This is a genomic window from uncultured Gimesia sp., assembly GCF_937910335.1.
In the GTDB taxonomy this organism is placed as follows: Bacteria; Planctomycetota; Planctomycetia; order Planctomycetales; family Planctomycetaceae; genus Gimesia.
In genome coordinates this window covers 1-7,630 of sequence record NZ_CALEMX010000102.1, presented here as the reverse complement: position 1 = coordinate 7,630, position 7,630 = coordinate 1, and the positions used below count along the sequence as shown (strand labels likewise).

The following is a 7,630-nucleotide window of genomic DNA, read 5'->3' as shown; positions in this document are numbered from 1 at the left end:
GCGAAGCGGATGGGGCCTTCGGTGAAGAATTTCCATTTGAGCTGTCCCGTTTTCAAGTCGAGAGCGTAGAGTTGATCATCAGATGAGCTGCCGAACAGAACGGTTTGCTCCGCGATGACGGGCTGAAAGACTTCGTCAAATTTAATGCGGGTATGTGTTGGCCATGCGGGAGTCGGAGTGTTTTTCGTTTTAAACGACCACTGTAATTCCATGCGTGTGGGCAAGGGCTCTTTAGTGTAGCCGGTGCGGGCTGCGTCTCCGCGAAATTGAGTCCAGTCAGCCACTGCATTACCGGATGACAAACAGAGGCTGACGAAAATAACGAGGGCGGGCAGGAATTTCATGGAGGGTCCTCAGTGAGTGTCTGATGGGTGATCAAGTCTATTAATGGTAATGCCTGCAGAGGGGCTTGTCACCGACAACCGAAGTCGAATTCCGTCATTTCATAAAGCTGTTGTGAAGTGAGCGGGTCATTCGATTAGGGAACTTGCTTGTTAGCTTAGTGGTCTTTTCCTTTACCTGTCAGTAATTGCGACATGGAATCCAGGAATAATGCTTCGCTGGGATCGATGAAGGACCAGGTTTGTTCGTAACCTCCCCGGTCTGAATAGGCAACGTCGGTGCCGATGTAACTCATGCCGCAATCACCGTAACCGGCGACGAAGAGGGAGAGTTCCGGATGCCGTTTTTGCGCGGCCAGCTGAAATTCGACGAAGGGTTCTCCGGGCAGATGCAGGATTTTTACTTTGCCGAACGAGAGGCAGCTGAATTCGATGGTTTCATTCCTTTTAGCACGTTCGATCCAGGCCAGGTTGATGGCTGCTTTGATGACTTGAGAATACTTTGATTTTTCGTTCGCCAGGATTTGCCGATTGCGGTCTTCCAGGAATTCTGGTGCGCGTCGCACGGGGAAATTTACATCGACTGTTTGCCATTGAAGAGGTTCGATGGGTGTTCGCTTGATATGATCCAGGGAGCCATCCATGGCCTGCATGAGTCTGCTCGTCAATTCATCACGGGCTTTTCGGGAGCCATTGTTATATTTGCCCATTGCGGTATTTCCGCCACAGCCTGTGAAGTACACCTGGAAGACGTTGCTTTTCTGTTGCAGCTGTTCTCTAGCGATTCCCACTGTATCGTAACTGATGCGGGCGTCGCCGTAAAAACTTTGAGGATGCGTGGCGTAGTAGTGAATCTGCACCAGCGGTTTTGTTTGTGAATAGAACGAGAGTGTGCGGAGCCAGGGATCGATGATACCTTCGGGAGCCGCCTGTAAGTCGGGATCTGTGGACTTGCTGGAGCGGACTTTGATAGAACCATCGGGTTGTTTGATGCGTCGGTTGGAAGCGACGCGGTCGACCTTGGATTTGCTGGTTCCCATGTGTGTGACGGTTGTTAAATTCTGGGATGTTTTTTTAATGGCGGCCTGTAGTTTTCGGGCGACCTCCTGTTCATATTTAAGAGAGGCCGTTTGTCGGGGAGACTTAGTGGGGAATTGAATTTTTTGCGCGGTGGAATCGATGGCTGGCCCGGTATGTTGATGCAGGCACTGCAAGGCGACACAGGATGCAGTAGTATTTGCGGTTTTGGCGATTTCTGCTCTGAGGAAGTCGTACGATTCGTTATGCACTTCCATCCAGTCAAGGGCACAGAGTACGTAAGCGTGATCTCCCTGTTTTAGTAGAATCCCTTTGGCTAACAAGGGATGCTCCACGGTTTTGGGGATAGGAATAAAACCCATGCCAATCGGTTGGTTCAATTCTGGAGTAATATCGACCGAGAATGTCCCGATTTGAATGGCGGGTTCCGCAGCAGACGTCACTGTGGGAACGACTTGCAGGATGAAAAGTATGAGAGAGATTCCGAGTATTTTACTAATCGCTCTTTGGTGATTCATCGTGAGGTTACTTTCAATGAAATGGTTGTCAGGTAGACTGATTCAATTCACTGGTAATTGTAGCTTCGCGTAAAGAGAAAATCTCGTCTGGCCGTAGAATTCGTTCATAAAACCGCTTGTTTCTTTCTGTTGCCTTTCAGTTAACTTGTTTTTATGTGGCCGGTCTGAAGTATCCACCGCGTCCATGATAAATGTTACAATATAACTCAAACTTTTGGCCACATTTTTGACATTCCAAAGTACACTCAATGTCATCGCCATATTGAAGTGACCCATCGAGAATTGTTAAAAGACCCGGTTTGACACCGTTGAAGAATAGCTTCTCATGGAGTATGCCCATTTCATTGCTATTCAAGATGTCAACCGGTGCGCCAAATTGATTGCACTCAGGGCACATTTCCTGACTTTCTATTGTCATCTAACCAGTTATTCTCAGAATTATTCCAGATCTGATGTCTAGGGAATTCATCTGCTTCAAGATACGAAAAAAATCGTACCAAACTAAGACAGCCAGTCAACGGGAGGTTCATCTGCATTTCATTATTTGACCGTATCCCCTCAATACTAATCAGTCAGATTCTATTATTCCACGCCAAATCGGAACCAGCGGATGACGCTGATGTTTTGTTCGTAGCACCAGAAGGTGACGAATAGATCGCCGTCGGGGAGGCGGGTGATGTGGGGGGCTCCAAATTTCAGGACTGCGAAATTTTCGGACATGTTTTCGCCGGTGGCTGTGGTTCCTGCCTGCGATTGATGTCCCCACAGAGGTTGCTGGTCGAGATTTTCCCACTTTCCGTTTTCGTCTAATCGCGAGTGGCAGGCCCAGAGTCCTGGTTCGTCAAGCCGGCGGTAGATATTGAGGAGTGTGCCGTCGTCTAAGAGGCGGGATGTCAAAGTCTGGCCGATCAGTTGAGTGGAAGCGGGTGCCGACCAGGAGGCGCCGCCATCATGGCTTATGGAATATTGATTGGGGCGATCCGTTTTTGCCGCTTCGTCATAACACCAGGCGACCGCCAGCAGGCGACCATCGGGATATTCGATGATCTTCGATTCCCAGAAAATGAGGTTGTTGGCTTCGCTGTGCATGATGTCGAAGTACTCGGGCCAACTGTTTCCCTGATCTTCGGAAACGAAGGCGATCATGCGGTTGCCGTTGGGCTGATGGCCGTCCCAGTCGCGCCAGGTGGAAGTAGGCCAGATCCAGCGGCCGTCTTTTAAAAATGTGATGGGGCTGCACATTTCAAATACCGGGCCGACTAACGGAGGTGTGACGGTTTCCGGTTCGGTCCAGGTAATTCCCTGATCTTGGGAGCGCATAGTGAGTAATTCGGCCGGGACCATGCCCAGATTGTCTGGGTTACAGAGACCCTGACCTGGGTGGTCTGTCCGGTCGAGGCGGATCAGGTTGGCAACCAGTTCACCTTCCGGGGTAACAGCCAGGCGCCCGAATGTGGATGTGGTGCGGTCTGTGGTATCGGGATTGAGTTGTCCCTGATAATGCCATGTGTTTCCCTGATCGTTCGAACGCGACAGGTGCACCTGCAGGTTGTCTGCTTCGAAGGCTTCGCCCAGCATATACATGCCGAGCAGAGAGCCATCGGGTAAGATTGCGACGGAAGGAAAATACGCATGCACGCTTTTGACGTGCGGCATGTCGTTCTTAAAGAGGATGCCGGTTTTCAGGTTGTTGAGTTGCATAAGCCCCGTATTCCTTCGCAGGATGATATCGTGTCAAAGTTATCGAGGCTTACTTGTACTTGATTATTTCTATTTCTTCAACTTAAGGTCGGCCAGATAGATGGCGGTGATGGTTTTTCCGTCTTTGTCTTTTTCGTGGCTGGAGTAATAGGAGATCAAGGCACGGTCGGGTTCTAATAAGAGAAAGCCGGGGTAGGAGTTATCGCCGCCACTGGGGAGTGAGGCGAATTCGTGGAGTTGGTCGTTCTGGAACCAGTAGAGTGAGGTGACGTATTTTCCGTTTTTTCTCTGGCGGCCTCCTACCAGATAATTTTTTCCCCATTTCGCCAGTAAGGGGCCGCCGATGTAGCGATCGAGTTGTTTGCGATCCCATTTTTTAAACGGTGATCGCGAACGCATGACCCAGGCCGGGTTTGATCCGCTGCGGCCGATGGCTAACAGGTCGCCATTTTTTTCGAACAGGAATGCGGTTTCGTCGCCCTGTTTTTCGTTGAAGAGGCTGGCGGTTTTCCAGACGAGTCCGTCATCACTTTCCAGAATGGCGGTTTCGATGAGTGCGCGATCTTTGTCACCCTCTGTGAAGTGTTTGATGCGGCGGCCACAGAGGTAGGCTTTGCCATCATAGGCGGCGGCCCGCCAGATATAATGGCCGTACGTGCCTTCGAGCATGGTGGGTTTTGACCATTTGGTGCCGTCGGCTGTCCAGACGCCGAATCCGAGATGTTGATTAATGGTTCTTGTTTTCGGCGGCTCATCGCCACAGTACCAGGTGCCGGTGTAGACAAACAGTTTGTCTTTGAAGATTAGAAAATGCGGGTCTCTGACATCGCGTTTGGGAACAGAAAATTCTTCGACCTGTTTCCAGGTTTTGGTATCATCACTCTGCATGACCAGAATTCTGGAACTGGGAAAGAGCATGTGTCCGCCCGGGCAAGTGCGGAAGGTCAGATAGTATTTGCCTTTGAATTCGATCATATCGGTAAACGCATTGTGCTCGCCGTTGTGGAAGACTTTGCGAACGTTGCTGACTTCGACTTGGGGCAAGGCGGCGTCTTCGCCTGCGAGGAGTGCTGATGTTCCTGGAAGACAGCAAAAGATTAAAGCAAAAAATTGAATCAACTGGGGGATCTGTTTCTTCATTTTGAAAAGCCTCAAAAACAAGTGATGATAATTATTTATCAGGAGAGATCAGGTTTGGAATTCAATAAATATTTCAAGTGCGCGCGCATTACAGAGCGTGCCCGTTCGACATCGCGGTCTTGAATGGCGCTGACTAATTCAAAGTGTTGCCAGATGATGCGGTCATTGACGTCGTCTTCCAGGACAGGGGACTCTCTGGGGGGATAAGAAGTTTCAAAGAGTGTCGATAATAATTTCTGCATGTCGGCGATGAGTTGAGTGCCTGACATTTTCAGGATCAAGCCGTGAAACTCGCGTTCGACTTCAATGCGTTTTTTACGTTCTTTTTTATTATTGGCGATGTGTTTGAATTTTTCGGCCAGAGATGCCAGCTGAACGATTTGTTCTTCGCTGGCATTTTTGATGGCCAGTTCTACGGCCCCGACTTCTAAAGCGTATCGAAACTGTGCCAGTTCCGCCAATTTTTCCTGTGATCTGGCCAGCGAAGGGAGGCAGTTGGCCCAGACTTCTACCGGGTCGGGATGCCGGACGATTAACCCGATGCGTTTGCGTCCTTCGAGTAGTCCCAAAGCGCACAGTCGATTGACGGCTTCGCGGGCAATTCGGCGTGAGACGTTGTATTCTTCTGCGAGTTCTGCTTCAGTAAGAAAGAAATCGCCGTCATTAAATTCCGCCGACTGAATGCGGTGGCGGATGCGTTCCGAGAGATCCATGGTCAACGAATGCGGGGATTCTTTGCTGACAAGTGTCATAACATAGTGCTTAAATAGTGGAATGTACTTGAAAAACCAATATAAACGAATATTATATGACATTTAAACTGCATGTCAAACTCAGAGACAAGAAAAAATGAAGGCCCGATGTTAGAAGATCACGCACTGAATTGTGAAATCCTGGTTGCTGGTGGCGGGATGGCCGGGTGCTGTTGCGCGATTGCGGCAGCGCGGTTGGGAGCCAGCGTTGTATTGTGTCAGGATCGATCTGTTCTGGGTGGCAATGCTTCGAGTGAAATTCGGATGCATATTGTGGGCGCCAATGGAACGGGGGTCTTTGATCGGGGAGCGGAATTCGAGACCGAGGCCCGCGAAGGGGGGATTATTGAAGAGCTGCGACTGGAGAACAGTGTGCGGAATTCCCAGCGTTCGGCTTCGATGTTCGACCTCATCTTATTTGAGAAATGTAAGGCAGAACCCAACCTGAGACTTTTGCTGAATACGAGCGTGACTGCGGTTACGTTGAATGGTGATCGCATTGAACAGGCGATTGCCGAACGACAGAGTACCGAAGACCGTTTTACAATTAACGCACAAATTTTTATTGATTGTACGGGCGATGGGCGGCTGGCGGCTGAAGCGGGTGCGCTGTTTATGGAGGGCCGGGAGGGAAAGCAGGAATTTCATGAATCGTTGGCTCCTGAAACGGCGGACAATCGGCGGTTGGGTTCCACGATTCTGATGCAGGCGCGGCGACATGATCGGCCGATGCCATTTGTTGCACCGGAGTGGGCCCGGAAATTTGAGCAACGCGATTTGAAGTTACGTCTCTATGCAACGCCGGGGGAAGAGCAGCCCACGCATGAATATGGTTACTGGTGGGCCGAGTGGGGCGGCACGCTGGATACCATTAAACAGAACGAAGAGATTCGCGACGAACTGTTGGCGGTTGTGATGGGGATTTGGGATCATGTGAAGAATGGACCGCCGGGAACACTGGATGGAGCAGATCCGTTTAAAGCAGCACATTGGGCGCTGGACTGGTTTGGATTTCTTCCCGGTAAACGAGAGAGCCGGCGTTTTATCGGTCAGCATATTCTGACCGAGCAGGATCTATTAATGTCGCGTGATTTTCCCGATGCGATTGCCTTTGGCGGCTGGTCGCTCGATCTGCATCCGCCGGAAGGGATCGACGCGCCGGATCTGGAGCCCTGCACGCAACATCCGGTTCCCGCGCTTTATAATGTGCCGCTCTCTGCCTGCGTTTCGAAGAACAGAAAAAATCTGATGTTTGCAGGGCGGAATATTTCGGCGACGCATGTTGCTTTTTCTTCGACACGCGTGATGGCGACCTGTGCGGTGATCGGGCAGGGTGTGGGAACCGCGGCGGCTTTTGCGGTGAAGCAAGATTTGTTGCCTGCGGAACTGGCTGAAAACGCGTCAGTGATGTCTCAAGTTCAGCAACGGTTATTGCGGGATGATGCTTTTCTGGTTGGTATTGTGAACTTGGATGCTCAGGATTTCGCACGATCGGCGACCATCACAGCCAGCAGTGAGCTGGCTGATTTTGCAGCGATGAATGTGGTTTCAGGACAGACGAGGAGCGTGCATGGGGCGGCGGGGGCGCCGGAAGGCCGCGCGATACCGGGCGGTCATCGCTGGATGTCTGATCCGGTGGATGGATTGTCGGCGATGCTGCAACTGGAATGGGAAACGCCGATAGAGCCGTGTGAGATTCAGCTCATTTTCGATACGGGCTTGCATCGGCACCTGACTCTGAGTCAGCATGATGGTTATACATCCAAGATGCAGTGGGGGCAGGCACAGCCGGAAACGGTCTGTGATTATCGTGTTGAAGTACTGGACGGTGAACTCTGGATTCCGCTGGTTGAGGTGATGGGGAATTATCAACGCCGTCGTGTGCATGCGGTGGACGCGAACTCGGCGGTGAGTGTGCTACGTGTTGTTGTGACGGCTACGAATGGAGTGGATCAGGCTCGGATTTGTGAAGTACGGGTTTATTGAGAATTTTATTTAACCACGAAATACACGAAAAGCACGAAAAATATCTATTGTTCTCTGCGAGATAACAATTCAACGTGGCTTAGACTGTGCCTCACACTATTAGCCGATATTTCCCATTTGGGTTGAGCCAGGAATCGATCCAGGCTCGAATCAT

General features: G+C 50.7%; 6 protein-coding genes. 1 reads left to right on the top strand and 5 read right to left on the bottom strand.

The annotated features are described in order from the left end of the window. The 5 genes from Q0668_RS04105 to Q0668_RS04085 all read right to left on the bottom strand — a co-directional run. Positions 1 to 344 (bottom strand): PQQ-binding-like beta-propeller repeat protein (locus tag Q0668_RS04105; protein WP_298860205.1); only part of this gene is annotated, 344 nt, incomplete at its 3' end. Positions 345 to 499: 155 nt separating this feature from the next. Continuing rightward, positions 500 to 1,897 carry a hypothetical protein gene (locus tag Q0668_RS04100; protein ID WP_298860203.1) on the bottom strand — a complete coding sequence of 466 codons (1,398 nt, stop codon included), beginning with the start codon at positions 1,895 to 1,897 and terminating at the stop codon, positions 500 to 502. Positions 1,898 to 2,479: 582 nt separating this feature from the next. Beyond that, complete coding sequence (locus Q0668_RS04095) at positions 2,480 to 3,535, bottom strand: sialidase family protein (RefSeq protein ID WP_298860201.1); 1,056 nt, start codon at positions 3,533 to 3,535, stop codon at positions 2,480 to 2,482. A gap of 132 nt (positions 3,536 to 3,667) precedes the next feature. Further along, positions 3,668 to 4,738, bottom strand: coding sequence for a hypothetical protein (locus Q0668_RS04090; RefSeq protein ID WP_298860198.1), 1,071 nt, complete (start codon positions 4,736 to 4,738; stop codon positions 3,668 to 3,670). Positions 4,739 to 4,776: 38 nt separating this feature from the next. Further along, complete coding sequence (locus Q0668_RS04085; RefSeq protein WP_298860196.1) at positions 4,777 to 5,490, bottom strand: FCD domain-containing protein; 714 nt, start codon at positions 5,488 to 5,490, stop codon at positions 4,777 to 4,779. Positions 5,491 to 5,598: 108 nt separating this feature from the next. Between Q0668_RS04085 and Q0668_RS04080 the strand changes: the two genes are divergently transcribed. Continuing rightward, a complete protein-coding gene (locus Q0668_RS04080) occupies positions 5,599 to 7,476 on the top strand; it encodes an FAD-dependent oxidoreductase (RefSeq protein WP_298860194.1) in 1,878 nt (625 codons plus the stop codon). Positions 7,477 to 7,630: the final 154 nt, after the last annotated feature.

What these genes read in the sequence shown, in the direction of transcription:
- Q0668_RS04100 (WP_298860203.1), bottom strand. Translation starts at nt 1,897, where the DNA reads ATGAATCACCAAAGAGCGATTAGTAAAATACTCGGAATCTCTCTCATA.
- Q0668_RS04090 (WP_298860198.1), bottom strand. Translation starts at nt 4,738, where the DNA reads ATGAAGAAACAGATCCCCCAGTTGATTCAATTTTTTGCTTTAATCTTT.
- Q0668_RS04085 (WP_298860196.1), bottom strand. Translation starts at nt 5,490, where the DNA reads ATGACACTTGTCAGCAAAGAATCCCCGCATTCGTTGACCATGGATCTC.
- Q0668_RS04080 (WP_298860194.1), top strand. Translation starts at nt 5,599, where the DNA reads ATGTTAGAAGATCACGCACTGAATTGTGAAATCCTGGTTGCTGGTGGC.